Origin of the sequence: Edwardsiella anguillarum ET080813 (assembly GCF_000264765.2) — a bacterium.
GTDB lineage: Bacteria > Pseudomonadota > Gammaproteobacteria > Enterobacterales > Enterobacteriaceae > Edwardsiella > Edwardsiella anguillarum.
The window spans coordinates 974,847-999,142 of record NZ_CP006664.1 but is presented as its reverse complement, the minus strand read 5'-3'; the positions used below and the strand labels follow the sequence as shown (position 1 = coordinate 999,142).

Annotated in this window: 20 protein-coding genes, 4 tRNA genes and 3 rRNA genes; 21 read left to right on the top strand and 6 right to left on the bottom strand. The window is 58.5% G+C overall.

The window, feature by feature from the left end; genetic code table 11:
• Positions 1–183 precede the first annotated feature (183 nt).
• The 7 genes from ETEE_RS04595 (at position 184) to ETEE_RS04565 (ending at position 6,526) form a co-directional block, all read left to right on the top strand.
• Positions 184–1,727: ribosomal RNA gene (locus tag ETEE_RS04595) — 16S ribosomal RNA — on the top strand.
• Positions 1,728–1,810: 83 nt separating this feature from the next.
• Positions 1,811–1,886: transfer RNA gene (locus ETEE_RS04590), tRNA-Glu, on the top strand.
• 190 nt (positions 1,887–2,076) lie between these two features.
• Positions 2,077–4,987, top strand: a 23S ribosomal RNA gene (locus ETEE_RS04585).
• A 91-nt stretch (positions 4,988–5,078) separates the two neighbouring features.
• A 5S ribosomal RNA gene (rrf, locus tag ETEE_RS04580) occupies positions 5,079–5,194 on the top strand.
• Together the 16S, 23S and 5S rRNA genes with 3 tRNA genes alongside form the textbook arrangement of a ribosomal RNA operon.
• A gap of 47 nt (positions 5,195–5,241) precedes the next feature.
• Positions 5,242–5,318 (top strand) — tRNA-Asp (locus ETEE_RS04575).
• Positions 5,319–5,417: 99 nt separating this feature from the next.
• A tRNA-Asp gene (locus ETEE_RS04570) sits at positions 5,418–5,494 on the top strand.
• A 222-nt stretch (positions 5,495–5,716) separates the two neighbouring features.
• Positions 5,717–6,526, top strand: a complete 810-nt coding sequence (locus tag ETEE_RS04565) for an endonuclease/exonuclease/phosphatase family protein (RefSeq protein ID WP_081854080.1) — start codon at positions 5,717–5,719, stop codon at positions 6,524–6,526.
• 64 nt (positions 6,527–6,590) lie between these two features.
• Here ETEE_RS04565 and mltD read toward each other — a convergent pair whose 3' ends face one another.
• Entirely contained in the window at positions 6,591–7,973 is a 1,383-nt protein-coding gene (gene mltD, locus ETEE_RS04560; protein WP_034165997.1) for a murein transglycosylase D, read from the bottom strand.
• 69 nt (positions 7,974–8,042) lie between these two features.
• The gene (gloB, locus tag ETEE_RS04555) at positions 8,043–8,798 is read right to left on the bottom strand and encodes a hydroxyacylglutathione hydrolase (RefSeq protein WP_034166002.1); all 756 of its coding nucleotides are present in this window, start codon (positions 8,796–8,798) and stop codon (positions 8,043–8,045) included.
• 31 nt (positions 8,799–8,829) lie between these two features.
• Between gloB and ETEE_RS04550 the strand changes: the two genes are divergently transcribed.
• A complete protein-coding gene (locus ETEE_RS04550; protein WP_034165998.1) occupies positions 8,830–9,552 on the top strand; it encodes a class I SAM-dependent methyltransferase in 723 nt (240 codons plus the stop codon).
• A gap of 20 nt (positions 9,553–9,572) precedes the next feature.
• Here the strand turns inward: ETEE_RS04550 and rnhA are convergent, their stop codons facing one another.
• Complete coding sequence (rnhA, locus tag ETEE_RS04545) at positions 9,573–10,037, bottom strand: ribonuclease HI (RefSeq protein ID WP_034165999.1); 465 nt, start codon at positions 10,035–10,037, stop codon at positions 9,573–9,575.
• 67 nt (positions 10,038–10,104) lie between these two features.
• Here rnhA and dnaQ point away from each other — a divergent pair, with 67 nt between their 5' ends.
• Both dnaQ and ETEE_RS04535 read left to right on the top strand, forming a co-directional pair.
• Complete coding sequence (gene dnaQ, locus ETEE_RS04540; protein ID WP_034166000.1) at positions 10,105–10,836, top strand: DNA polymerase III subunit epsilon; 732 nt, start codon at positions 10,105–10,107, stop codon at positions 10,834–10,836.
• A 131-nt stretch (positions 10,837–10,967) separates the two neighbouring features.
• Positions 10,968–11,044 (top strand) — tRNA-Asp (locus ETEE_RS04535).
• Positions 11,045–11,161: 117 nt separating this feature from the next.
• Here ETEE_RS04535 and hmpA read toward each other — a convergent pair.
• Positions 11,162–12,349, bottom strand: coding sequence for an NO-inducible flavohemoprotein (hmpA, locus tag ETEE_RS04530; protein WP_034165406.1), 1,188 nt, complete (start codon positions 12,347–12,349; stop codon positions 11,162–11,164).
• A gap of 340 nt (positions 12,350–12,689) precedes the next feature.
• On the opposite strand from hmpA, the gene glyA reads away from it, so the two are divergent.
• The gene (glyA, locus tag ETEE_RS04525; protein WP_034165405.1) at positions 12,690–13,943 is read left to right on the top strand and encodes a serine hydroxymethyltransferase; all 1,254 of its coding nucleotides are present in this window, start codon (positions 12,690–12,692) and stop codon (positions 13,941–13,943) included.
• A 41-nt stretch (positions 13,944–13,984) separates the two neighbouring features.
• On the opposite strand, the gene ETEE_RS04520 is transcribed toward glyA, so the two are convergent.
• Together ETEE_RS04520 and suhB are read right to left on the bottom strand one after the other, a co-directional pair.
• Positions 13,985–15,016 carry a PRD domain-containing protein gene (locus ETEE_RS04520; protein ID WP_034165404.1) on the bottom strand — a complete coding sequence of 344 codons (1,032 nt, stop codon included), beginning with the start codon at positions 15,014–15,016 and terminating at the stop codon, positions 13,985–13,987.
• Positions 15,017–15,237: 221 nt separating this feature from the next.
• Positions 15,238–16,041, bottom strand: a complete 804-nt coding sequence (suhB, locus tag ETEE_RS04515; protein WP_034165403.1) for an inositol-1-monophosphatase — start codon at positions 16,039–16,041, stop codon at positions 15,238–15,240.
• A 227-nt stretch (positions 16,042–16,268) separates the two neighbouring features.
• Between suhB and trmJ the strand changes: the two genes are divergently transcribed.
• The 10 genes from trmJ to pepB all read left to right on the top strand — a co-directional run bounded on the left by trmJ (position 16,269) and on the right by pepB (position 24,286).
• On the top strand, positions 16,269–17,006 hold the full coding sequence (gene trmJ, locus ETEE_RS04510) for a tRNA (cytosine(32)/uridine(32)-2'-O)-methyltransferase TrmJ (protein WP_012849642.1): 738 nt from the start codon (positions 16,269–16,271) through the stop codon (positions 17,004–17,006).
• Between the two features lie 220 nt (positions 17,007–17,226).
• Complete coding sequence (gene iscR / locus ETEE_RS04505; RefSeq protein ID WP_012849640.1) at positions 17,227–17,724, top strand: Fe-S cluster assembly transcriptional regulator IscR; 498 nt, start codon at positions 17,227–17,229, stop codon at positions 17,722–17,724.
• Between the two features lie 69 nt (positions 17,725–17,793).
• Positions 17,794–19,008 carry an IscS subfamily cysteine desulfurase gene (locus tag ETEE_RS04500; RefSeq protein WP_034165402.1) on the top strand — a complete coding sequence of 405 codons (1,215 nt, stop codon included), beginning with the start codon at positions 17,794–17,796 and terminating at the stop codon, positions 19,006–19,008.
• 32 nt (positions 19,009–19,040) lie between these two features.
• Positions 19,041–19,427, top strand: coding sequence for a Fe-S cluster assembly scaffold IscU (gene iscU, locus ETEE_RS04495; protein WP_034165401.1), 387 nt, complete (start codon positions 19,041–19,043; stop codon positions 19,425–19,427).
• A 66-nt stretch (positions 19,428–19,493) separates the two neighbouring features.
• Positions 19,494–19,817 carry an iron-sulfur cluster assembly protein IscA gene (gene iscA, locus ETEE_RS04490; protein ID WP_005289574.1) on the top strand — a complete coding sequence of 108 codons (324 nt, stop codon included), beginning with the start codon at positions 19,494–19,496 and terminating at the stop codon, positions 19,815–19,817.
• A 96-nt stretch (positions 19,818–19,913) separates the two neighbouring features.
• On the top strand, positions 19,914–20,432 hold the full coding sequence (hscB, locus tag ETEE_RS04485) for a co-chaperone HscB (RefSeq protein WP_034165400.1): 519 nt from the start codon (positions 19,914–19,916) through the stop codon (positions 20,430–20,432).
• Between the two features lie 29 nt (positions 20,433–20,461).
• Positions 20,462–22,312: a Fe-S protein assembly chaperone HscA gene (gene hscA, locus ETEE_RS04480; RefSeq protein WP_034165399.1), complete on the top strand. Its 1,851-nt coding sequence runs from the start codon at positions 20,462–20,464 to the stop codon at positions 22,310–22,312.
• A gap of 2 nt (positions 22,313–22,314) precedes the next feature.
• Complete coding sequence (fdx, locus tag ETEE_RS04475) at positions 22,315–22,650, top strand: ISC system 2Fe-2S type ferredoxin (protein WP_034165398.1); 336 nt, start codon at positions 22,315–22,317, stop codon at positions 22,648–22,650.
• Between the two features lies 1 nt (position 22,651).
• On the top strand, positions 22,652–22,852 hold the full coding sequence (iscX, locus tag ETEE_RS04470) for a Fe-S cluster assembly protein IscX (protein WP_034165412.1): 201 nt from the start codon (positions 22,652–22,654) through the stop codon (positions 22,850–22,852).
• Between the two features lie 132 nt (positions 22,853–22,984).
• Positions 22,985–24,286: an aminopeptidase PepB gene (gene pepB / locus ETEE_RS04465; RefSeq protein WP_034165396.1), complete on the top strand. Its 1,302-nt coding sequence runs from the start codon at positions 22,985–22,987 to the stop codon at positions 24,284–24,286.
• The last annotated feature ends 10 nt before the right edge of the window (positions 24,287–24,296 follow it).

The window sequence follows — 24,296 nt, the reverse complement described above, 5'->3', positions numbered from 1 at the left end:
CGACTTGGTAAGGAAAACTTGCTAAGTCACTGCTCTTTAACAAATTATCAGACAATCTGTGTGGGCACTCGCAAGATTCGTATTAAGCATTCCTCGGAATGCCAAAATATTTAAAGTCTTGAAGAGTGACAGCAGTTAATTCATTACGAATAAACAGTTTAATTTCTTTGAGCATCAAGCTTTTAATTGAAGAGTTTGATCATGGCTCAGATTGAACGCTGGCGGCAGGCTTAACACATGCAAGTCGAGCGGTAGCAGGGAGAAAGCTTGCTTTCTCCGCTGACGAGCGGCGGACGGGTGAGTAATGTCTGGGGATCTGCCTGATGGAGGGGGATAACTACTGGAAACGGTAGCTAATACCGCATAACGTCGCAAGACCAAAGTGGGGGACCTTCGGGCCTCATGCCATCAGATGAACCCAGATGGGATTAGCTAGTAGGTGAGGTAATGGCTCACCTAGGCGACGATCCCTAGCTGGTCTGAGAGGATGACCAGCCACACTGGAACTGAGACACGGTCCAGACTCCTACGGGAGGCAGCAGTGGGGAATATTGCACAATGGGCGCAAGCCTGATGCAGCCATGCCGCGTGTATGAAGAAGGCCTTCGGGTTGTAAAGTACTTTCAGTAGGGAGGAAGGTGTGAACGTTAATAGCGTTCACAATTGACGTTACCTACAGAAGAAGCACCGGCTAACTCCGTGCCAGCAGCCGCGGTAATACGGAGGGTGCAAGCGTTAATCGGAATTACTGGGCGTAAAGCGCACGCAGGCGGTTTGTTAAGTTGGATGTGAAATCCCCGGGCTTAACCTGGGAACTGCATCCAAGACTGGCAAGCTAGAGTCTCGTAGAGGGAGGTAGAATTCCAGGTGTAGCGGTGAAATGCGTAGAGATCTGGAGGAATACCGGTGGCGAAGGCGGCCTCCTGGACGAAGACTGACGCTCAGGTGCGAAAGCGTGGGGAGCAAACAGGATTAGATACCCTGGTAGTCCACGCTGTAAACGATGTCGATTTGGAGGTTGTGCCCTTGAGGCGTGGCTTCCGAAGCTAACGCGTTAAATCGACCGCCTGGGGAGTACGGCCGCAAGGTTAAAACTCAAATGAATTGACGGGGGCCCGCACAAGCGGTGGAGCATGTGGTTTAATTCGATGCAACGCGAAGAACCTTACCTACTCTTGACATCCAGCGAATCCTGTAGAGATACGGGAGTGCCTTCGGGAACGCTGAGACAGGTGCTGCATGGCTGTCGTCAGCTCGTGTTGTGAAATGTTGGGTTAAGTCCCGCAACGAGCGCAACCCTTATCCTTTGTTGCCAGCGGTTCGGCCGGGAACTCAAAGGAGACTGCCAGTGATAAACTGGAGGAAGGTGGGGATGACGTCAAGTCATCATGGCCCTTACGAGTAGGGCTACACACGTGCTACAATGGCGTATACAAAGAGAAGCGACCTCGCGAGAGCAAGCGGACCTCATAAAGTACGTCGTAGTCCGGATTGGAGTCTGCAACTCGACTCCATGAAGTCGGAATCGCTAGTAATCGTGGATCAGAATGCCACGGTGAATACGTTCCCGGGCCTTGTACACACCGCCCGTCACACCATGGGAGTGGGTTGCAAAAGAAGTAGGTAGCTTAACCTTCGGGAGGGCGCTTACCACTTTGTGATTCATGACTGGGGTGAAGTCGTAACAAGGTAACCGTAGGGGAACCTGCGGTTGGATCACCTCCTTACCTGAAGATACGAAATTGTGTAGTGCTCACACAGATTGTCTGATAGATGTTCGAGCAAACGCGTCTGCGAAGCCGACCCTTGTGTCCCCTTCGTCTAGAGGCCTAGGACACCGCCCTTTCACGGCGGTAACAGGGGTTCGAATCCCCTAGGGGACGCCATTTGCGGTATCGGGTGAAAGACGGTGCCAACAGTATTGCAAAACGGACTTACGAGTCATGTTTGCAATATTTTGCTCTTTAACAATCTGGAACAAGCTGAAAATTCGAAAACAATCGAATTGCTTTTAATAAGTGATTCGAGAGTCTCTCAAATGCTTACAGCACGAAGTGAAACACCTTCGGGTTGTGAGGTTAAGTGACTAAGCGTACACGGTGGATGCCTAGGCAGTCAGAGGCGATGAAGGACGTGCTAATCTGCGATAAGCGTCGGTGAGCTGATATGAAGCATTATTAGCCGGCGATGTCCGAATGGGGAAACCCAGTGCAATCCGTTGCACTATCGTTAAGTGAATACATAGCTTAACGAGGCGAACCAGGGGAACTGAAACATCTAAGTACCCTGAGGAAAAGAAATCAACCGAGATTCCCCCAGTAGCGGCGAGCGAACGGGGAAGAGCCCAGAACCTGAATCAGTTTGTGCATTAGTGGAAGCGTCTGGAAAGTCGCGCGATACAGGGTGATAGCCCCGTACACGAAGGTGCACAGCTGTGAGTTCGATGAGTAGGGCGGGACACGTGTTATCCTGTCTGAATATGGGGGGACCATCCTCCAAGGCTAAATACTCCTGACTGACCGATAGTGAACCAGTACCGTGAGGGAAAGGCGAAAAGAACCCCGGCGAGGGGAGTGAAATAGAACCTGAAACCGTGTACGTACAAGCAGTGGGAGCATCCTTCGGGGTGTGACTGCGTACCTTTTGTATAATGGGTCAGCGACTTATATTTTGTAGCAAGGTTAACCGAATAGGGGAGCCGTAGGGAAACCGAGTCTTAACTGGGCGTCTAGTTGCAAGGTATAGACCCGAAACCCGGTGATCTAGCCATGGGCAGGTTGAAGGTTGGGTAACACTAACTGGAGGACCGAACCGACTAATGTTGAAAAATTAGCGGATGACTTGTGGCTGGGGGTGAAAGGCCAATCAAACCGGGAGATAGCTGGTTCTCCCCGAAAGCTATTTAGGTAGCGCCTCGTGAACTCATCTTCGGGGGTAGAGCACTGTTTCGGCTAGGGGGTCATCCCGACTTACCAACCCGATGCAAACTACGAATACCGAAGAATGTTATCACGGGAGACACACGGCGGGTGCTAACGTCCGTCGTGAAGAGGGAAACAACCCAGACCGCCAGCTAAGGTCCCAAAGTCATGGTTAAGTGGGAAACGATGTGGGAAGGCATAGACAGCCAGGATGTTGGCTTAGAAGCAGCCATCATTTAAAGAAAGCGTAATAGCTCACTGGTCGAGTCGGCCTGCGCGGAAGATGTAACGGGGCTAAACCATGCACCGAAGCTGCGGCAGCGACGCTTAGGCGTTGTTGGGTAGGGGAGCGTTCTGTAAGCCGTTGAAGGTGGCCTGTGAGGGCTGCTGGAGGTATCAGAAGTGCGAATGCTGACATAAGTAACGATAAAGCGGGTGAAAAAGCCCGCTCGCCGGAAGACCAAGGGTTCCTGTCCACGTTAATCGGGGCAGGGTAAGTCGACCCCTAAGGGCGAGGGCGAAAAGGCGTAGTCGATGGGAAACAGGTTAAATATTCCTGTACTTGGTGTTATTGCGAAGGGGGGACGGAGAAGGCTAGACCGGCCGGGCGACGGTTGTCCCGGTTTAAGCGTGTAGGTGTGATGACCTGGCAAATCCGGTCATCTTTAACACTGAGGCGTGATGACGAGGCACTACGGTGCTGAAGTGGTTAATGCCCTGCTTCCAGGAAAAGCCTCTAAGCTCCAGATAACACTGAATCGTACCCCAAACCGACACAGGTGGTCAGGTAGAGAATACCAAGGCGCTTGAGAGAACTCGGGTGAAGGAACTAGGCAAAATGGTGCCGTAACTTCGGGAGAAGGCACGCTGGCATGTAGGTGAAGCCCCTCGCGGATGGAGCCGAAGCCAGTCGAAGATACCAGCTGGCTGCAACTGTTTAATAAAAACACAGCACTCTGCAAACACGAAAGTGGACGTATAGGGTGTGACGCCTGCCCGGTGCTGGAAGGTTAATTGATGGGGTCAGCCGCAAGGCGAAGCTCTTGATCGAAGCCCCAGTAAACGGCGGCCGTAACTATAACGGTCCTAAGGTAGCGAAATTCCTTGTCGGGTAAGTTCCGACCTGCACGAATGGCGTAATGATGGCCAGGCTGTCTCCACCCGAGACTCAGTGAAATTGAACTCGCTGTGAAGATGCAGTGTACCCGCGGCAAGACGGAAAGACCCCGTGAACCTTTACTATAGCTTGACACTGAACATTGAACCTTGATGTGTAGGATAGGTGGGAGGCTTTGAAGTGTGGACGCCAGTCTGCATGGAGCCGACCTTGAAATACCACCCTTTAATGTTTGATGTTCTAACCTGGCCCCGTGATCCGGGGTAGGGACAGTGTCTGGTGGGTAGTTTGACTGGGGCGGTCTCCTCCCAAAGAGTAACGGAGGAGCACGAAGGTTAGCTAATCCTGGTCGGACATCAGGAGGTTAGTGCAAAGGCATAAGCTAGCTTGACTGCGAGAGTGACGGCTCGAGCAGGTGCGAAAGCAGGTCTTAGTGATCCGGTGGTTCTGAATGGAAGGGCCATCGCTCAACGGATAAAAGGTACTCCGGGGATAACAGGCTGATACCGCCCAAGAGTTCATATCGACGGCGGTGTTTGGCACCTCGATGTCGGCTCATCACATCCTGGGGCTGAAGTAGGTCCCAAGGGTATGGCTGTTCGCCATTTAAAGTGGTACGCGAGCTGGGTTTAGAACGTCGTGAGACAGTTCGGTCCCTATCTGCCGTGGGCGTTGGAAGATTGAGAGGGGCTGCTCCTAGTACGAGAGGACCGGAGTGGACGCACCGCTGGTGTTCGGGTTGTGATGCCAATTGCATTGCCCGGTAGCTACGTGCGGAAAAGATAAGCGCTGAAAGCATCTAAGCGCGAAACTTGCCTCGAGATGAGTCTTCCCTTGGGCCTTGAGCCCACTGAAGGAACGTTTAAGACTAAGACGTTGATAGGCTGGGTGTGTAAGCGTAGTGATACGTTGAGCTAACCAGTACTAATGATCCGTGAGACTTAACCTTACAACACCGAAGGTGTTTTTAGAGAGACGAATTTAGCTTGTTCAAGATTGGAACCGATGGCCAGTGATGGCGGTTGGTGAAACAGAATTTGCCTGGCGGCGATAGCGCGGTGGTCCCACCTGACCCCATGCCGAACTCAGAAGTGAAACGCCGTAGCGCCGATGGTAGTGTGGGGTCTCCCCATGCGAGAGTAGGGAACTGCCAGGCACCCAATTTAGCAGTACCCCGGAAACGGGTGTGATACAAAATTCGGTGGAGCGGTAGTTCAGTTGGTTAGAATACCTGCCTGTCACGCAGGGGGTCGCGGGTTCGAGTCCCGTCCGTTCCGCCACTTATTCAAAAGGCCTGCTGGTTCAGTAGGCCTTTTTAGTACCCGCCGACGGAGGCCGAACTCTGTAGGTGGAGAGTGTGCCAAGAGACAAAATTCGGTGGAGCGGTAGTTCAGTTGGTTAGAATACCTGCCTGTCACGCAGGGGGTCGCGGGTTCGAGTCCCGTCCGTTCCGCCACTTATTTTAAAGGCCTGCTGGTTCAGCAGGCCTTTTTGTTTTCCCATTCCCATTTTTCGCTGGACTCTTCTACCCCGCCTGGCGTGTCCTTTCAGGCTTACACTTTGCCGATATCACCGGAGCTGGGCGCCCGGCGGTTGTAATTCACGCTGTGCATCCCTATAACAGAGGAGTAGACTCGAGGACATAGCGTGGAATGCGCACTCCCGCGTCTTTTCTACGATGTATTCTGAGCAACAGGCGGTAAACGTGCGCAAAAAGAACTTTGCCATGCGCTATACGGCGGGCATGCCGGCGACGCGTATTTTTCCCGGAGCCACCGACGCGCTGAGCCAGCCGGCGATGACCCAGGCGCTACCGACGGATGATGCCCTGCGGATCATGGTCTGGAATATTTTCAAGCAGCAGCGCGCTGATTGGCTGTCGGTGCTGAAAGAGTATGGGCGTCGTTCACAGCTGGTGCTACTGCAGGAGGCGCAAACCACCCCTGAGCTGGTGCGCTTTGCCACCAGTCACTATCTGACGGCCGATCAGGTGCCGGCTTTCTCGCTGCCCCAACATCCCTCCGGCGTGATGACCCTGGCCGCGGCACACCCGATCTACTGCTGTCCGCTGCGGGAGAAGGAGCCGCTGATCCGTCTGGCGAAATCAGCGCTGGTGACGGTATATCCGCTGTTTGACGGGCGCCTGCTGATGGTGGTGAATATTCATGCGGTCAACTTTAGCCTAGGCGTTGAGGTCTACAGCAAGCAGCTGGATCCGATAGGGGAGCAGATTGCCCTGCATAAGGGGCCGGTGATCATGGCGGGGGATTTCAATGCCTGGAGTAATCGCCGTCTGAATGCCCTGAGGCGCTTTGCCAGCGGTATGGAGCTACGTGAGGTCCACTTCACGAACGATCATCGCCGTACGGCCTTTGGGCGTCCTTTAGACTTTGTTTTTTATCGTGGTTTAGGCGTTGTGGAGGCATCGGTACTGGTGACTCAGGCCTCAGATCATAATCCGCTGCTGGTTGAGTTTCGTCCCGAGTGATGGACCTCCATACCGTGCAATAAAAAAGCGCCGAAAAGGCGCTTTTTTATTGCCGTTAGTGGCGTCAGCTGTTGCCGTCCTGCTTATCCCTCACGTACAGGGTGAGCAGATCGCCCGGCTGGATCTGACCCGGGTTGTTCACTTTGCTGTTCCAGCGCATGACATCATCGATGTCGACGCCGTGGCGGCGTGCAATACTGGAGAGTGAGTCCCCTTTCCGCACCTTATAGGTGATGGTATTGTCCGCCAGCGCAGTGCCTTTCGCGTCCGTGGCGACCTTCAGCGTCTGCCCGGCCTTCAGGGTACTGCGGCTGCCCATATTATTCATGCTCAGCAGCGTTTTCTGCGTCATGTTTAGGCGACGGGCGATGCCAGACACCGTATCGCCGCTGCGCACCCGGTAGGTTGACGCGCTGCGATTGTTCGCCAGCTCGGTATCCGGCTGGATCGCGGCAATTTCACGTTCTGCCAACGAATCCTTCAGCCGATCAACGTGAGCCTGAGGCACCATGATATAGCGCGGACCGTGACCGCTCGGCGCGGTAACGTTGCGCTTATAGCCTGGGTTGAACGACTTCAGCTTAGTCAGCGACATCCCGGCCATCTCGGCAGCCTGACTGAGCTGCATCTGCTGACCGACGTCAACGCGCGCTAGCGCCCGCTCCTGGCTCGACTTAGGCAGCTTGATACCGTAGCGCTGGTTATGCTTAATGATATCGCTCAGCGCCAGCACCTTCGGCACGTACAGCGCCGTCTCACGCGGTAGGGAGAGAGACCAATAGTCGGTCGGACGCCCTTTGCGCTTGTTGGCCTTGATCGCCTGCATGACACGCCCTTCGCCGCTGTTGAATGCAGCCAGAGTCAGCAGCCAGTCACCGTCGAACATCTTGTTCATGCGCTGCATCATATCCAGCGCAGCCGTTGTCGAGGCGGCGATATCCCGGCGTCCGTCATACCACTGGTTCTGTTTCAATCCGTAGTTACGACCCGTTTGAGGCACGATCTGCCATAGCCCTGCGGCGTTGGCCGATGATGTTGCATGCGGATTAAAAGCGCTCTCCACTATGGGTAGCAGTACCAGTTCCATCGGCATATTACGTTTCTTAATCTGCTCGACAATCCAGTACATGTACGGCTCTGCCCGTAATGTTACATCGTGGAGATAGCTCTTATTGCGTAAATACTTGTTTCGTTGCTCGCGGATCCGGGCATTGTCCGGAACCTTTATCTTCATGTCGTCACTAATGAAGCCCCATAAGTCATCCTGCGCGAGGGTATTGCTGTCGCTTAACCATCGCGCGGAGGTCGCTCGTGCGTCCGAGGGCTGTCCTGCTTCACTTCGACTGACAGAAGACAAACTCTGTGCATATTGCTCCGGCTGTGATTGGGAGGCCCCATGACAGCCAGCCAACAACACGGAGGCGAAGATAATCGCTTTAGCCTTCATGTGTGTGTCACTGGTGATTAAAAGACGAGCAATAATACGTTGCTTGGCCGCACAACACAAGAAAAAGCTTTAAAAGCTGTCTTTCATGTCGCGTAGACAGGCAAAAACTCGCCAAATCTCATTAGGTTGCGTAGGAAAACCTACATTCCTTTGCAAATCATCATCATAACAGCGTAAGAATGGATTTATTTCCCTCTCAATCCGTAGCGTTGAAGGCACCGTAGGTTGCTGTTTTGCCCGCAACGTCGCTACGTGTTGCTGATATGTTTCTATTGCCCTGTTTTGGGGTAAGACATGCCGTGCAAATTGCAGATTTGACTCGGTATATTCGTGAGCGCAGCACACCAGCGTGTTATCAGGAAGTTGCATAATGCGCTGTAGCGAGTCAAACATTTGCTGCGCACTGCCCTCAAACAGGCGGCCGCAGCCGGCGGAAAATAGCGTATCGCCGCAAAACAGGTAAGGGGCGCTGTAGTAGGCCACATGGCCCAGCGTATGTCCCGGCAGGGCCATGACCGAAATCTGGCACTCTAGCAGGGAGAACGTATCGCCGTCGGCCACGATCTGGGTACACCCCAGCCCCTGCGTTTCTGCCGGGCCGTAAACCGGCATTTCAGGGTAGGCTTGGACGAGCTCTGCAACGCCGCCAACGTGGTCATTATGATGATGCGTCAGCAGGATGGCTTTAGGGGTTATCCTATTCTCTGTCAAATAGTGTAAAACCGGCGCGGCGACGCCGGGATCGACGATCAGACATTGATGCTGCGGATTGATTAGCAGCCAGATGTAGTTATCCTGTAGGACAGGAAGACCGATAAGATCCATGATGTTATCTACTCCAAAGTCAGAGGTGACGATGAAACCGGCACTGAGCAAGCGTACGCTGAACGCGCCTTTTACCTGGCGGCAAATCCCGTGGGGAATGCACTACCGGGCCGCGCTGGAGCTGCGTTTAACGCCGTGGTGGCCCAAGCTGTTTGGCTACCATTTGCTGAAGCTGGGGGCGCTGAGCACCGATCTGGCAACGGACCGCTGTACCATATCACATCAGGTGAGTGTGGCGCCGGAGGGAGAGCATTTACAGGTGATTGCCGATCTCACGCATCTGCCGTTCGCCGCGAAGTCGGTGGATGCTTGCCTGCTGGCCCACACCTTGGGCTACTCCCGCGATCCGCACCGGGTGCTGCGCGAGGTCGATCGGGTACTGGTAGATGACGGTTGGCTTATCATCAGCGCCTTTAGTCCGCTGAGCCTGCTGGGGATGGGGAAGCTGGTGCCCGGATTGTGCCGCCGGGTGCCCTATAACAGCCGTATGTTCAGTATGGGACGCCTCATCGACTGGCTGAATCTGCTGAACTACGAGGTGCTGGCGGCGTCACGTTTTCAGGTGCTGCCCTGGCATCAGCCCTGTGTTTCTCTGCTGAGTCGCCACTTTCCGGCGATGGGGTGTCTGATGCTGATCGTGGCGCGGAAGCGCACCGTTCCGTTGACCTTGACGCCGCAGCGCGTCCTACGGGCGCATCACGGGATCCGCCGCGCGCTTGGCGGCGCGGCGAAGATCCTGCGGCGACCGGCTTAGTGGCACCGCCGGTGACGCGGCTACTCGGGATTGTAGCCGCTGTCCTCCCGGGTCGGTGCCCCGGCGGCGCTGCGTGCCAGCTCATCGCAGCGTTCGTTCTCCGGGTGGCCGGCGTGGCCTTTGACCCATATCCACTCCACCTGATGCGGGCCGATGGCCTGATCCAGCCGCTGCCACAGATCGACGTTTTTCACCGGTTTTTTATCCGCCGTTTTCCAGCCGCGTCGTTTCCAGCCGTGGATCCACTGGGTGATGCCCTGACGGACATACTGGCTATCGCTGAACAGTGTGACCTGACAGGCGCTGGTCAGCGTCTCCAGGGCGACGATGGCCGCCATCAGCTCCATGCGGTTGTTGGTGGTTAGCCGATAGCCGGCGCTGAGCGCCTTTTCATGCTGACGGTAGCGTAGAATGGCGCCATAGCCACCCGGACCCGGGTTACCCAGGCAGGAGCCATCGGTGAAAATCTCAACCTGCTTTAACATCTCTGGTAGACTACTCCCTGATCAAAACCGTGAGTCTGACATAAAGTGACACGATGAGCACAGTAAAATGACTACCCCTATCGCCCGCCAAATCGTCCTCGATACGGAAACCACCGGTATGAACCAGGTGGGTGCCCACTATGAGGGGCATCGCATCATTGAAATCGGCGCCGTTGAAGTGGTTAATCGTCGCCTGACCGGCCGTAATTTTCACGTTTACCTGAAGCCGGATCGCCTGGTGGATCCCGAGGCGTTTACGGTGCACGGCATCAGCGATGACTTTTTGCTGGATAAGCCCAGCTTTGCCGAGGTTGCCGACGAGTTTCTGGCGTTTATCCGCGGCGCGGAGCTGGTGATCCATAACGCGCCGTTCGATATCGGCTTTATGGACTATGAGTTTGCCAAGCTGGGGCGCGATCTGCCGAAGACGGAGACATTCTGCACTATCACCGATAGCCTGGTGATGGCGCGTCGCCTGTTTCCGGGCAAAAGGAACAGCCTGGATGCGCTGTGCAACCGCTATGAGATAGACAACAGCAAACGTACGCTGCACGGGGCGCTGCTGGATGCCCAGATCCTGGCCGACGTTTACCTTATCATGACCGGTGGCCAGACATCGCTGGCGTTTTCCAGCGACGGCGACGGCGCCTCTCAGTCGCAGGCGTCGGAAATTCGCCGGGTGGTACGCGGCGCTAAAGGGCTACGGATCGTGTACGCCAGCGAGGCGGAGCTGGCGGCCCATGAACAGCGCCTGGATCTGGTCCAGAAAAAGGGCGGCAGCTGTCTGTGGCGTAGCTAAACGAGAAAATTTGCTGGAAAATCATCGCAAAGTATAAAATATGTGCGAATGATGGTTTTGCGGTGAAAAAGGGTTGACGCCGCCGGGCGCTGACCGTAATATGCGCCTCGTTCCCCCAGCGGGAACAACGCGGAGCGGTAGTTCAGTTGGTTAGAATACCTGCCTGTCACGCAGGGGGTCGCGGGTTCGAGTCCCGTCCGTTCCGCCAACATTCCAAGCCCCGGTTCAGAAATGAACCGGGGTTTTTCGTTTTATCCCTCATCGATCAGTCGCCGCGGGCGGCAGCGCCGGCGTTTCCGGCGCGAGGATGGCCGGGCCGGCGGGATCACAGAATTTTGTGTGGGCCGAAGCACTCATAGTGCAGCCGTTCCGCATCGACGCCCTGCGCCAGCAGCTGCCGCGCCACGTGCTGCATAAAGCCAATCGGTCCACAGAAATAGAACTGCATGCGCGGATCGCGCAGCCCATCGCCCACGGCGCCGAGATCCATCGTACCGCGATGCCAGCGGGCGTGGACCGGCTGCGCGGGTTCGCCGCGGCGTAGCCACAGATGCGCGTGATGCAGGGGAACCGTGGCCAGCAGGCGCTCGCTCTCCTCGCCAAAGGCGCGTACGGGGTCGCTGTCGGCGGCGTGCAGCCAGTACAGCGGGGCGCGCTGTCCACGGCGGCTCAGGGTATCCAGCATGCTGAGCAGCGGGGTCACACCGACGCCTGCCGAGATTAGCGCCAGCGGCGTCTCTGGTGTCGTTTCTAAGGTAAACCCGCCGCAGGGAGCTGAGAGGTGCAGCGTATCGCCCGCGCCGGCGACGTCGTGCAGGTAGCGGGAGACGGCGCCCTGAGGCTCCCGTTTGACGGCGATACGGTAATGCTGACCGTTGGGGGCATGGGTCAGTGAATACTGACGGATCGCCTGGCGCGGGAGGCTGGGATGGCGCACATATACGCCCAGATACTGCCCCGGGAGGAAGCTGGCGATCGGCGCGCCATCCTGTGGCACCAGCGTAAAGCTGGTGATCAGGTCGCTCTCCGCCCGTTTTTCGGCGATCGTAAACGCTCGCTGATGCGCCCAGCCGCCGGGCTGTCCGACGTGTCCCTGATACAGCCGGGCCTCCCGCGCAATAAACAGCTGCGCCAGCGCGTCGTAGGCCTTTCCCCAGGCGTTTAGCACATCGCTGCCGGGGTTGAACAGCTCCTCCAGCGTTTTGAGCAGATGATGGCCAACGATGGCGTACTGCTGCGGCTGAATACCGACGCTGACGTGCCGGTGAGCGATACGCTCCACCGCGCCGGCCAGCGCGGCGGGGGTATCAATGTGGGCGGTATAGGCGCAGATGGCGTTAAACAGCGCCTCGCGCTGATCGCCGCTGCGCTGGTGGCTCATATTGAAGAGAGGCTTCAGCTCTGGATGATGGTGAAACATGCGTTGGTAGAAATGGGCGGTCAGTCCCGGGCCATACTGCTGCAGCAGCGGCAGGGTGGATTTGATGATAGCGATGGTTTGTGTGTCCAGCATGGGCGCTCCTGGGCGTTGTCAATTAAGTTGCATTTTAAATGCAACTTAAAGCTTTTAGGCGACGCTGTAAATCAATAATTGCCGATGGGCCTCATTGGCGTTACGGTAATGGTGTTTTTTTATGCACGCCTATCGCTGCGCGCACAAAAATGCAACAAGGTGTCTATCTGGCCGAGGCCTTGCGCCACGGAGTGCCAAACGATTGCGCAAAAGATGGGGCAAGGTGTTTGTAACAAGCTAAAAACATATTACACTGTGACGATTGCCCGTTGGGGTGGAGATGTATTGGCTGTGAGGGCCAGATTTACTCAAAACCGGTTAGCTGAGTCAGGAGAAGCGGATGTTAAAGCGTGAGATGAACATTGCCGATTACGATGCCGAGCTGTGGCAGGCAATGCAGCAGGAAGTGACGCGTCAGGAGCAGCATATTGAGCTGATTGCCTCGGAAAACTACACCAGCCCGCGGGTTATGCAGGCGCAGGGCTCCCAGCTGACCAATAAATATGCCGAAGGCTATCCGGGCAAGCGCTACTACGGCGGCTGCCAGTATGTGGATCAGGTCGAGCAGCTGGCGATCGATCGCGCCAAGGCGCTGTTTGGCGCCGACTACGCTAACGTGCAGCCCCACTCTGGCTCTCAGGCCAATTTCGCCGTTTATACCGCGCTGCTGCAGCCGGGCGATACGGTACTGGGCATGAACCTGGCGCACGGCGGCCATCTGACGCACGGCTCTCCGGTTAACTTTTCCGGTAAGCTGTATAACGTGGTGCCTTACGGCATCGACGCGCATGGCCGTATCGACTATGACGATCTGGCGGCGCAGGCGCAGCAGCACCGTCCGAAGATGATCATCGGCGGTTTCTCGGCCTATTCCGGCGTCGTGGACTGGGCGCGTATGCGCGAGATCGCCGATAGCATCGGCGCCTACCTGTTTGTGGATATGGCGCACGTGGCGGGTCTGGTCGCCGCCGGGGTTTACCCCAATCCGGTTCCCCATGCTCACGTCGTGACCACCACCACCCATAAGACCCTAGCCGGTCCGCGCGGCGGCCTGATCCTGGCCAAGGGGTTGGATGAGGCGCTGTATAAAAAGCTGAACTCTGCCGTGTTCCCGGGGGCGCAGGGCGGGCCGCTGATGCACGTGATCGCCGCCAAGGCGGTCGCGCTGAAAGAGGCGATGGAGCCCGAGTTTACCCGTTACCAGCAGCAGGTGGCTAAGAATGCCAAGGCGATGGTCGACGTCTTCCTGCAGCGCGGCTATAAGGTGGTGTCCGGCGGCACGGAAAACCATCTGTTCCTGCTGGATCTGGTCGACAAGCAGATCACCGGCAAAGAGGCCGACGCCGCGCTGGGGCGCGCCAATATTACGGTGAATAAAAACAGCGTGCCCAACGATCCGCAGAGCCCGTTCGTGACCTCCGGCATCCGCGTCGGCACCCCGGCCATCACGCGCCGTGGCTTTAACGAGGCGGAGTCCCGCGAGCTGGCGGGATGGATGTGCGACGTACTGGACAACATCCATGATGAGGCCACGATCGCCTGCACTAAACAGAAGGTGCTGGCTCTCTGTGAACGCCTGCCGGTCTATGCCTGACCGACTACCAGCCCTGCCGAGCCCGCCGCGTGCGGGCTTTTTTACGCCGGTGGCTCCTGTAGTCGGCCGGCCTGCATCAGCCAGGCGCCGATACTGACGGCGATCAGGCTCAGTTCCTCGGGGGAGAAGCGGATACGGTAGTGTCGCTCCAGCCCGGCGATGGCTCGGCGGGTGAGCGCCAGTAATGCGGGATGGTGAGACGCCAGCTCCGCCGCCAGCGGTGTGCCGATACGGATGTCGAACAGCGCGCGCTCAACGGCGGCACCGAGGTGGGCGAACAGGCGGGCGCACAGCCTTTCGCGCTGGGAGAGTCGCACATCGCTGTCGCGCTCGACGCAGTCGACGCAGCGCTCAATCTCGTGCATGAGGGCTCGGTCCTGCGCATTGTCCCGCGGGCTGTGGCTATGATTCTTGAGCAGGGTTAACAGCAGCGTCGCGAATAGCCGTTCCTGTTCCAGAACGTCCGCCGGCGCGTCGCCGATGTAGATGCGGCATAGCGCCTCGGCAACGGCATACTCCTCTTTCTGCTCCAGCCAGCGGCGGCGGTAGGGCAGCAGCCAGCAGGGCATCAGTGAATCCGATCGACCGCCGTGGCCCTGTGCGGCGGCGTATAGCATCATGCAGCCGATCAGCTGGCGCTGGCGCGGCGTAAAGGCCGCGGATGCCGGGATAGTTGGGGATTCCAGGATCGGGGCGCGTTGCTGCAGGCGTTCGTAGAGCGTCTGTCGAGAAAAGGCTGGGTGCAGGGCAGGAGATAGCAGGAGCTCCACGTTGGCCGGGAAGTAGCGCAGCGTACGCTGTAGCCAGTGCAGCAGGCACAGCCGCCACTCATAGGCCGGGCCGTGCAGGCGATAGCCATGGCGCGGGTGGAAGCTGATATGCAGGGCGTGATAGCGCATGATGTCGCTGACCAGGTGACTCAGATCTCGCTCGGCCTCATAGGGTGTTTGCTGCTGCAGCTTACACAGGCGCGCCATCGTCAGCGGCGTCGTCGGCAGCAGCAGCCGCAGCGCCAGATTACAGTGTCGCTCAGCGCGGGAGTGCGGCGGCGGCAGCGGGACATCGTTCTGCATGTGTGTTTCCCCCCGGGCGAAGAGCGACGAAACCGGCATAGGGTACGCCCCGCGAGGCGGACGCTGGGGCATCGTCTAAGCATAGCAAAGCCCGACGACCTCGGTGGGGCGTCCACGCGGGGTTTCCGTGCGGCGGCGAGCGCAAAAAAGCAAAACGCCCTGCGCGGGGGCTCCGGCAGGGCGTTGAAAAAGACGAATTTGGTGCCCATTCGGGCGGGCGATTAGCGCTTCAGCGCATCGCTCAGCTCGTCGCGTAGGGCGCCCAGCAGCGACTTGACGACGCGGGGGTTACCGGCGACGACGTTACCGCTGGCCAGGTAGCCATGGCCACCGATAAAGTCGGTAACCAGACCGCCCGCTTCGCGCACCAGCAGCTCACCGGCGGCGAAGTCCCACGGCTTCAGGCCGATTTCAAAGAAACCGTCCACGCGGCCGGCGGCGACGTAGGCCAGATCCAGCGCGGCAGAGCCGGTGCGGCGGAAGTCGGCGCACTGGGTAAACAGCTTATCGACCATCTTGATGTAGGTGGCGGCGTGATGTTTCATCTTGAACGGGAAGCCGGTGGCCAGGATGGTGCCATCCAGATCTTTGGCGACGCCGGTGCGCAGGCGGTAGCCGTTGAGCTGCGCGCCCTGACCACGGGTGGCGGTATACAGCTCGTTGCGCATCGGATCATAGACGACGGCGACTTCGGTGCGGCCCTTGATGCGTACGGCGATGGACACCGCAAAGTGCGGCAGACGCTTGACGAAGTTGGTGGTGCCATCCAGCGGATCGATTACCCATTGGATCTCGTGATCTTCACCCAGCAGCTCACCGCACTCTTCGCTGATAATAGTGTGCTTGGGGTAAGACTTGCGGATGGTCTCGATGATCAGGTGTTCAGCATCGCGATCGACGTTGGTCACAAAATCATTGCTGCCTTTCTGGCTGGCTTCTACTGAGTCGGGCGTTTCGTAACTTTTGGCAATCAGGTTACCGGCCTTGCGCGCGGCGCGCACGGCGATGTTCAGCATCGGATGCATGGGAATCTTCCACTAGATGTTAAAGAACGGGAAATTTAGACGGCGCAGAGTATAGCAAAGTGCGCGGCAAACAACCATGCCGTTTTGATATCCGTGGACCATAACAATAAATAGTGTTTTATATCAATTGGCTGTGAAATTGCTCGGCGGTAAATAAATCAATAGAAACCATTAATAGCGCCTTATGGTAAAATCGCAGAATCAATTCAACCGTGTAATGAGTAAGCATGCTGGACAATATTCGCATCGTGCTGGTGGAAACCTCCCACACCGGCAACATGGGGTCAACCGCCCGCGCCATGAAGACCATGGGACTGACCAACCTGTATCTGGTGAACCCGCTGGTACGCCCCGACTCACAGGCCATTGCCCTGTCGGCCGGCGCCAGCGATGTGATCGGCAACGCGACCATCGTGGACAGCTTCGATGACGCGATCGCCGGCTGCAGCCTGGTGGTGGGCACCAGCGCCCGTTCGCGCTCGCTGCCGTGGCCGATGCTGGAGCCGCGCGAATGCGGCCAGCGCAGCGCCATGGAGTCGGAGCATGCGCCCGTCGCCATCGTATTTGGCCGTGAGCGGGTCGGGTTGACCAACGATGAGCTGCAGAAGTGCCATTACCATGTGCAGATCCCGGCTAATCCGGAGTACACCTCGCTGAATCTGGCGATGGCGGTGCAGATCCTCAGCTATGAAATCCGCGTCGCGCATCTGGATCGCCAGGCGGCCAAGGCGCCGGCGGTGGAGGAGGCGGCCTATCCGCTGGCGGACGATCTGGAGCGCTTTTATGCCCATCTGGAGCAGACGCTGCACCACACCGGTTTTATCCGTGAGAAGAATCCGGGTCAGGTCATGAACCGTCTGCGCCGCCTGTTCACTCGCGCCCGCCCGGAGGCTCAGGAGCTGAATATCCTGCGCGGTATACTGGCCTCAATTGATAAGTGCGACGCAGAACGGCACGAAAGTTAACTGCGACAGCGGCTATATCATAGTAGAATACACGGGTATTTTTGCGTGGACGCTGGCTGGTATTGCCGCGCGTTTCTCGCGGAGGGGCGGCGTCGACAACGGCATAATACTTGACTAAAATAGTAGGATAAATGGTTGACTGAAATAGTCAGGAATGAGAGGATGAAACCGTTGAGCAACACCGCGTGTTTCACTCTTTTTCCCAAAGGGACTATTAGCCATGAGACTGACATCCAAAGGGCGCTATGCCGTAACAGCCATGCTCGATGTGGCGCTTCACTCCCAGGAAGGACCGGTACCGCTGGCGGATATTTCAGAACGCCAGGGGATCTCGCTCTCTTATCTGGAGCAACTGTTCTCTCGCCTGCGCAAGAATGGTCTGGTGGCCAGCGTACGCGGTCCCGGCGGCGGTTACCTGCTAGGAAAAGAGGCCAGCGAGATTGCCATCGGCGCGGTGATCACCGCCGTGGATGAGTCGGTGGACGCAACCCGCTGCCAGGGAAAAGAGGGCTGCCAGGGGGGAACCCGCTGCTTGACCCACGCGCTGTGGCGCGATCTCAGCGAGCGTATCAGCGGCTTTCTAAACAATATTTCGCTGGCGGAGCTGGTCAATAACCAGGAAGTCATGGATGTGGCTGACCGACAGGATATCGATGCACGGCGCAGCGTTGTCGCGGCCGGGCGTCAGGATACGATTAACGTGAACCTGCGCGCCTAAGCGCGGGCACGGCGTTGAATTATCACCCGTAGGCAAATCATTTTTGGAAGTGATGTACGGAGCAAAAGAATGAAATTACCGATTTATATGGACTACTCCGCAACGACGCCGGCCGATCCGCGCGTGGCTGAGAAGATGATGCAGTATCTGACGCTGGACGGTACATTCGGTAACCCAGCTTCCCGCTCCCACCGCTTCGGCTGGCAAGCCGAAGAGGCGGTAGACGTTGCGCGCAATAACATCGCCGAGCTGGTGGGTGCCGATCCGCGCGAGATCGTGTTTACCTCCGGTGCGACCGAGGCCGATAACCTGGCCATCAAAGGCGCCGCCAACTTCTATCAGAAGAAGGGCAAGCACATCATTACCTGTAAGACCGAGCACAAAGCGGTGCTGGATACCTGCCGTCAGCTGGAGCGTGAAGGCTTTGAGGTGACCTATATGGCGCCGCAGCCCAACGGGCTGATCGACCTGAATGCCCTGGAAGCGGGGATGCGTGACGACACGATCCTGGTCTCCATCATGCATGTGAATAACGAAATCGGTATCATTCAGGATATTGAGACCATCGGCGAGATGTGCCGCGCGCGAGGCATTATTTTCCACGTGGATGCCACCCAGAGCGTGGGCAAACTGCCGATTGATCTGAGTAAACTGAAGGTCGATCTGATGTCATTCTCCGGCCATAAAATCTATGGCCCGAAGGGCATTGGTGCCCTGTACGTTCGCCGCAAGCCGCGCGTGCGTATCGAAGCGCAGATGCACGGCGGCGGCCATGAGCGCGGTATGCGTTCCGGGACCCTGCCGGTACACCAGATCGTCGGGATGGGCGAGGCCTACCGTATCGCCAAAGAGGTGATGCCGACCGAAGTTCCGCGTCTGCGCGCCCTGCGCGATCGCCTGTGGAACGGGCTGAAGGATATCGAAGAGGTGTATCTGAACGGCTCCCTGGAGCAGGGGGCGCCGAACATCCTGAACGTCAGCTTTAACTTTGTTGAAGGGGAATCCCTGATCATGGCGCTGAAGGATCTGGCCGTCTCTTCCGGGTCTGCCTGTACCTCTGCCAGTCTGGAGCCCTCCTATGTGCTGCGCGCACTGGGCCTGAACGATGAGCTGGCGCACAGCTCCATCCGCTTCTCTCTGGGGCGCTTTACCACGGAAGAAGAGGTCGATTACGCCATCGATCTGGTGCGTAAATCCATCGGCCGTCTGCGCGAGCTCTCACCGCTGTGGGAAATGCATAAGCAGGGCGTGGATATCAGCACCATCGAATGGTCAGCCCATTAATTCCCTGGACACCCTTTTAGGAGCATCGATAAATGGCTTATAGCGATAAAGTGATCGATCACTACGAGAATCCGCGCAACGTCGGATCCTTTGACAATAGCGATCCCAGCGTCGGCAGCGGTATGGTTGGCGCACCGGCCTGCGGCGACGTGATGAAGTTGCAGATTAAAGTCAACAATGAGGGTATCATTGAGGACGCCCGTTTCAAGACCTACGGCTGTGGCTCTGCCATCGCCTCCAGCTCGCTGGTCACTGAGTGGGTCAAGGGCAAGTCCCTGGAGCAGGCGGCGGAGATCAAGAATACCGATATCGCCGAGGAGCTGGCGCTGCCGCCGGTGAAGATCCACTGCTCGATCCTGGCAGAAGACGCCATCAAGGCGGCGATCGCCGATTATAAAAACAAGCATAGCGCGGAATAAGCGCCGCGCTCCGGCGGCCGGTTCTCTGGTCGCCGTCACCCTGAATTTTTTGACTGAGGTTGTTGTATGTCGATTACCATGAGCGACTCCGCTGCAAAGCGCGTACAGACATTTTTAACCAATCGCGGTAAGGGATTGGGCCTGCGTCTGGGGGTAAAAACCTCAGGCTGTTCGGGCATGGCGTATGTGCTGGAGTTTGTCGATGTCCTGAACGAGGACGATGTGGTTTTCGAGGATAAAGGGGTGAAGGTCATCGTTGACGGAAAGAGCCTGGTGTACCTCGACGGCACCGAGCTGGACTTCGTTAAAGAGGGCCTGAACGAAGGCTTTAAGTTCAACAACCCGAACGTTAAGAATGAGTGCGGCTGCGGCGAGAGCTTTAACGTTTAACCCGCGCCCGCGCCCGCGTCACCGGCGGCCGTCGCCTTTCCTTAACCAGCCGACGTCGGCGACGCCGCTTTCACGGTATCAGCATCAGAGTACGGCATGGACTACTTCACGCTTTTCGGGTTGCCGGCACGCTATGACGTGGACGGCAGCCTGCTCGCTGTGCGTTTTCAGGACCTGCAGCGTCAGTTTCACCCCGATCGTTTCGCCACCGCGCCCGAGCGCGATCGTCTGCTGGCGATGCAGCAGGCGACGACCATCAACGACGCCTATCAGACGCTCAAACATCCTCTCAAGCGGGCCGAGTACCTGCTCTCGCTGCACGGTTTTGACATCAATAATGAACAGCAGACCCTGCGCGATACGGCTTTCCTGATGGAGCAGATGACCCTGCGCGAGGAGCTGGAGGCGCTGGAGCAGCGCGCCGACGCCGATGAGGCGTTAATGAACTTTGCCGACGGGATCGCTAAAATGGTGCAGGCCCGCAGCGCGCAGATGGTGAGTGAGCTGGATCGTCAGGCCTGGACCCAGGCGGCGGACAGCGTGCGCAAGCTACGATTTCTAGACAGGCTCCAGCAGCAGACCGAACAGCTGGAAGAGCGGCTGCTGGGGATGTAACCCTTTTTGATGGAGTAACGGAAGCGAACATGGCGTTATTACAAATCAGTGAGCCGGGACTGAGTGCCGCGCCGCATCAGCGTCGTCTGGCGGCGGGTATCGATCTGGGCACCACCAACTCTCTGGTGGCGACCGTGCGCAGCGGCCAGGCCGAAACGCTGGCCGATGAGCTGGGTCGCCATCTGCTGCCGTCGGTAGTGCGCTACCAGGCTGGCGGGCATATCGTCGGCGCTGAGGCCCGTGAGCAGGCCGCCGACGATCCGCTCAATACCGTGGGCTCGATTAAACGCATGATGGGGCGTTCGCTGGCCGACGTTCAGGCGCGTTACCCGCATTTACCCTATCAGATGCACGCCAGCGAGAGCGGTATGCCGCAGCTGGCGACGGCGGCGGGCAGCGTCAACCCGATCCAGGTGTCCGCCGACATCCTCGCCGCACTCTCTGCGCGCGCGCAGGCGGCCCTGGGCGGCGAGCTGGACGGGGTGGTGATCACCGTGCCAGCCTACTTCGATGATGCGCAGCGCCAGGGGACGAAAGACGCCGCGCGTCTGGCTGGTCTGCACGTGCTGCGCCTGCTCAATGAGCCGACCGCGGCCGCCATCGCCTACGGTCTGGACTCCGCCCAGGAGGGGGTGATCGCGGTTTACGATCTCGGCGGCGGCACCTTTGATATCTCGATTCTGCGCCTTAGCCGCGGGGTGTTTGAGGTCTTGGCCACCGGCGGCGACTCCGCGCTGGGCGGCGATGACTTTGACCACCTGCTGGCCGACTGGCTGCGTGAGCAGGCCGGTCTGCACGACCGTAGCGATGCCGGGCTGGCGCGCCGCTTCCTGGATGCGGCCGTCGCGGCAAAAATCGCCCTGAGCGCCCAGCAAGAGACGACGGTGTGCGTCGGCGACTGGCAGGGTGAGGTGAGCCGGGATCAGCTGGATGCGCTGATCGCGCCGCTGGTTAAGCGCACACTGCTGGCCTGTCGCCGGACGCTAAAAGATGCCGGTGTTACCCGCGACGAGGTGCTGGAGGTGGTGATGGTTGGTGGCTCAACCCGGGTACCGCTGGTGCGGACGCTGGTGGGCGACTTCTTTGGCCGTCCGCCGCTGACCGCGATCGATCCCGACCGCGTGGTGGCGATCGGTGCGGCTATCCAGGCCGATATTCTGGTCGGCAATAAACCGGATGCCGATATGTTGCTGCTGGATGTGATCCCGCTCTCACTGGGGCTGGAGACCATGGGTGGGCTGGTCGAGAAGGTGATCCCGCGCAATACCACCATCCCGGTGGCTCGGGCGCAGGAGTTTACCACCTTTAAAGATGGCCAGACGGCGATGATGATCCATGTGCTGCAGGGCGAGCGTGAGCTGGCCCAGGATAATCGTTCACTAGCGCGTTTTACCCTGCGCGGCATTCCGCCGCTGCCGGCGGGCGGCGCCCATATTCGCGTCACCTTCCAGGTGGATGCCGACGGGCTGCTCAGCGTGACCGCGATGGAGAAGTCTACCGGGGCGCAGGCGGCGATCCAGGTGAAGCCCTCCTACGGGCTGAGCGAAGACGAAATCGTCGGCATGCTGAAGGACTCCATGGCGAACGCCGAGGGCGATCTCAGCGCGCGTATGCTGGCGGAACAAAAAGTAGAGGCCGCGCGGGTGCTGGAAAGCCTGCACGGCGCGCTGCAGCAGGACAGTGCTCTGCTGGGCGAGCAGGAGCTGGCGGCAATCCGCCAGGCGCAGACGGCGCTGCAGGCCGCCGCCGCCGGTAATGATACGGCGGCGATCGAGGCGGCGATCAAGGCGCTGGATGCACAAACTCAAGAATTTGCCGCGCGGCGCATGGATAGCTCTATTCGTCGTGCTCTGGCCGGTCACTCTGTGGATGAGGTTTAAACATGCCAAAAATCGTATTTCTGCCCAATCAGGAACATTGCCCGGACGGGGCGGTGATCGAGGCCCAGGAAGGCGAAACGATCCTGGACGCCGCGCTGCGTAACGGGATTGAAATCGAACATGCCTGCGAGAAGTCCTGCGCCTGCACCACCTGTCACTGCATCGTCCGCGAAGGCTTTGACTCCCTTGCGGAGAGCAGCGAGCTGGAGGATGACATGCTGGACAAGGCCTGGGGTCTGGAGCCGGAAAGTCGCCTGAGCTGCCAGGCGCGGGTCGCGGATGAGGATCTGGTGGTCGAGATCCCGCGCTATACCGTTAACCATGCGCGGGAGCACTGAGGTGGGACTGAAGTGGCACGATAGCCGCGCCATCGGCGAGGCGCTATATGACGCGTATCCGGACGTCTCCCCACAGAGCGTGCGCTTTACCGATCTGCACCGCTGGATCTGCAGTCTGGATGATTTTGATGACGATCCGGGCGCCTCCAGTGAAAAAATTCTGGAAGCCATCCTGCTGGTCTGGTTAGATGAGGCAGAGTGAGAGGGGCCTCCCCCGTCGTTGAGTTCGGCGCGGGAGTCGGCCCGGGCAAGCCACCCGTAGGGGTGGCTTTTTACTATAGACCGCCCGCGACGTCCGTTCGCGGGGGGCCGCGAAGCAAGCGGGAGAACACGTATGACCAATGAATTGATGCCGGTCCATTTATCAAGTCAGTGCGCGGATATGCGCTGGGGCAGCGATGCGCTGCTGAGCGCGGACGCTCAGGGGATGACCATTCATGCCGGAGAGCCGCTGGACCTCGGGGCGGTTCAGCGCGCCGCGCGCCGCCTGGATACCCAGGGGATGAAGCAGGTCTCTCTGCAGGGGACGTCGTGGAGCCTGAGCGTCTGCTGGGCGTTTTGGCAGGGCTTTCGCAATCCGAAGGGCGGGCAGCACGTGCAGTGGCCTGCGCTGAGCGCCGCCGATCGCGCCGAGCTGGATCGCCGCCTGCTGAATATCGACTGGGTGCGCGACACCATCAATCTCCCGGCGGAAAACCTGGGGCCGACTCAGCTGGCGCAGCGCGCGGTCGATCTGCTGTGCGCACAGGCCTGCGACAGCATTCACTACCGCATCATTAAGGGTGACGATCTGCGCGAGCAGGGCTATATGGGGCTGCACAGCGTTGGCCGCGGCTCTGCGCGCGCGCCGGCGCTGCTGGAGCTGGATTATAATCCCGGCGGTAAGTCTGATACACCGGTGCTGGCCTGCCTGGTTGGGAAGGGGATCACCTTTGACTCCGGCGGCTATAGCCTGAAGCAGACGGCCTTCATGGATGCCATGAAGTCGGACATGGGCGGTGCGGCGCTGGTGACCGGCGCTCTGGCGCTGGCGATCGCGCAGGGGCTGCAGGCGCGGGTCAAACTCTACCTGTGCTGCGCGGATAACCTGGTCAGCGGCAACGCGTTCAAACTGGGCGATATCATTTCGTATCGCAACGGCAAACGGGTTGAGATTATGAATACCGATGCCGAAGGGCGCCTGGTGCTGGCCGATGGCCTGATCGATGCCTCGCGTCAGGCGCCGCGCATGATCATCGACTGCGCGACTCTGACCGGCGCGGCCAAGACCGCGGTCGGCGGCGACTACCATGCGCTGTTTTCCTTTGACGATGCGCTGGCGGCGGCGCTGCAGGAGAGTGCGACTCAGGAAGATGAGCTGTTCTGGCGTCTGCCGCTGGCGGAGTTTCACCGTAGTCAGCTGCCCTCCGCCTTTGCCGATCTCAGCAACGTGGCCGGCGCGGCGCACTCGGCCGGCGCCAGTACGGCGGCGGCCTTCCTGTCGCACTTCGTCACTGACTACCGGCAGGGCTGGCTGCACATTGACTGCAGCGCCACCTACCGTAAGGCGGCGGTGGATCAGTGGTCCACCGGGGCGACCGGCATCGGCGTACGGACGCTGGCGCGCCTGCTGTTGACGCAGGCCGGGCGCTGCTGACGTTGACATT